Raw genomic sequence first — 2636 nt, 5'->3', positions numbered from 1 at the left:
AGTCCACCCTGCTCGCCGCCTGTGTCCGCAGCGGCTTCCGGCCCCGGATCGCCTACGAGGTCGGTGCCTGGACGGCGAAACTCGGCCTGGTCGCCGCCGGGTTCGGCGCCACCCTGATCCCCGGCCTGGCCGCCCGCGCCACCCGTCCGGACATCGCGCTCGTCCCGCTCCACCCCGAGGACACCCCGGTCCGCCTCGTCCGCACCGCCACCCTCCGCGCCCGTTCCGCGCCTCCCGCCGTCACCGCCTTCCTCCCCCACCTCGCCCGGGCGGCGGCCGCCGCCCCGCCCCGGGCTTGACCCCGGCCCGGGGCGGGGCCGTCCCCTCCACCCGCGGCACCGTCACGACCGGCCCCGCCGCCGCGGCCCCGCCGGAGGATCGACCGGGTCCGGGCGGCTCCCGGTCAGCAGGACGGACAGGGTAGCCGTGTGGGTGCGCAGCAGGCTGACGACCCGCCGGTCCCCGTTCCGGAGGAAGGGCAGCACCAGCAGCGCGGGCACGGTCGCCAGCACGACCACCGCCAGGACGGGGGTGAGCAGGGCCACCAGCAGCACCCGCTGCAGCGGGCCGAGCACACGTGGGACGAGGGTCAGCACGGTCATGTCGGATTCTCCGTTCCCGCCGGGACGGCCCTCCCGGCTCGGGTCTGCGGGAACGACCGTGACAGGCCCGCGAGTTCATCGCCGTTGTTCACCGGGAGACCCCTGGCAACCGGCCGAACATCCGGCGGTTGTTCGGCGATAATGCCGAACAACAGCGGTCGGGCGGGTCCGGGGGGACGAGTGGCACAGGCGAACCGGGGCGGGCGCCCGTTCGGCCCGATCCGGGCGGAGAGCCCGGAGGCGGAGGAACTCGCCGACTTCCTCCGGCACCTGGTGGTGACCGCCGGGCGGACGGTGGCGGACATCGCGCGGACCGTCGGCCGGGCACCCGGCACCGTGAGCGAGAACCTCTCCGGCCGCGTGCCCACCGAACAGTTCGTCCGCGCCCTGGTGGCGGCCACCAGCCGTGACCCGCGCGACCTCGGCCGGGCCCTCAACCTCCTGCGGGCCGCCCGCGACCCCGCCCCACCGCGCGCCCGCCCCGGCCGTGCCCTGCCCGGCGGCGGCCTTCCCGGCGGAAGCGTGGAGGAGCAGCACGGCTATCTGGAGACCCTCTACAGCCAGCTCAGCCAGGCCAGGGGACAGCGCGACGAACTCCAACTGGCCCTGGACAACACCGAGAAGGTCGTCACGGTCCTGCTGTTCATGCTGGCCACGCTGCAGCACCGGGTCGGCGAGCTGACCGAGGAGCGCAACCGGCTGCTCGGGCACCGCGCGGAACTCGCCCGGCTCCGCGCGACCCAGCAGCGCCTCGTCCACGCCCACGACCGCGAACGGCGGGCGATGGACGAACTGCTCCGGGCCGAGACCCGGCGCACCGAGGTCGAAGTGCTGCTCTCCCAGGTGCTCGACCAGATGGGCCGGCTGACCGAACGGGTCGCCCTGCTCCAGGACGCCGGCAGCGGGCGGCCCGGCGACCACCGGACGGACCGTCCCCTCGCCCCCGCCGAGAGCACGGACGACCCGATCGGCGAGGACATCGACCGGGCGCTGGAGCGCCTGGGCGCGATCAACGAGGAGGGCGACCGCACCGTCCGGCGGCTCGCCGACGCGTGGGACGCCCGGGCGGCCGCGCCGCCCGAACCACCGCTCCGCCGCCCCGCACCGGGACCGGCGCCCGGCCACACCACGCCCAGCCACACCACGCCCAGCGCCAACGGCCGGGTCGTCACCTTCTACTCCTACAAGGGCGGCAGCGGTCGCACGACGATCACGGCGAACTGCGCCTGGATCCTGGCCGCCAACGGCTTCCGGGTGCTCGCCGTCGACTGGAACCCCGGCGCGCCGGGCCTGCACCACTACTTCCGCCCGTTCCTCGAACCCGAGGGCACCGACACCACGGGCCGGGACCTCGTCGGCCTGCTCAGCCGCTCCCTGGACACACCCGAGAACGGGACGGAACACCCGGCCTGCGTCCTCGACCACATCCGCCCGCTCCGCTGGTCCGGGTTCCCCGGCGACGGGCGGCTCGACCTGCTCGCGGCCGGTCCGGCAGGCGCGATCGTCGCCGACTCGGCAGAGGACCTTGTCGCCCGGGCCGGGGCGGAACACTTCGTCGAGACCGTGGGCCAGGACCTCCGCCACCATTACGACTACGTCCTCATCGACGCCCCCAGCGGTCTGTCGGAAGCCGCCTCCCTCTGCACCCTCCAACTGCCGGACGACCTGGTGGTCTGCTTCACCATGAGCGCCCAGTCCATCGAGGGTGCCGCCCAGGTCGCCCGAACGGTCCACGGGAGCGACCGGGACGAGGGCGTCCGGGTGCTGCCCGTGCCGACCCGCGTCGACGACGGCGAGAAGGAGAAGGCCGACGCCGGCCGGGCCCACGCCCGGATGCACTTCGACGGACTGCCGGCCGGCCTGGCGGGCGAGGAGCTGACCCGCTACTGGGCCTCGGTGGAGCTCCCGTACCGGCCGTTCTACGCCTTCGAGTCGATCCTCGCGGCCTTCGCCGACCAGCCGGGCGTCGCAAGCTCGATGCTGTCCGCCTTCGAGCGGCTCGTCTCCGTGCTGACCCTGTCTCTTATACACATC

At 74.6% G+C, this 2636-nt stretch carries 3 protein-coding genes; 2 read left to right on the top strand and 1 reads right to left on the bottom strand.

All coding sequences use genetic code 11. The features are described 5' to 3' along the window. Positions 1-299: LysR substrate-binding domain-containing protein (locus VR45_RS24120; RefSeq protein ID WP_045941923.1), on the top strand; the 299-nt coding region annotated here is incomplete at its 5' end. Between the two features lie 42 nt (positions 300-341). Here VR45_RS24120 and VR45_RS24115 read toward each other — a convergent pair. After that, a complete protein-coding gene (locus VR45_RS24115; RefSeq protein WP_045941922.1) occupies positions 342-602 on the bottom strand; it encodes a hypothetical protein in 261 nt (86 codons plus the stop codon). Between the two features lie 180 nt (positions 603-782). On the opposite strand from VR45_RS24115, the gene VR45_RS24110 reads away from it, so the two are divergent. Next, positions 783-2636: AAA family ATPase (locus tag VR45_RS24110; protein ID WP_045941921.1), on the top strand; the 1854-nt coding region annotated here is incomplete at its 3' end.

This window comes from Streptomyces sp. NRRL S-495, from assembly GCF_000966955.1.
GTDB classification, from domain to species: Bacteria; Actinomycetota; Actinomycetes; order Streptomycetales; family Streptomycetaceae; genus Kitasatospora; species Kitasatospora purpeofusca.
The sequence above is the reverse complement of the archived record's forward strand: the minus strand, read 5'-3'. Positions and strand labels throughout refer to the sequence as shown.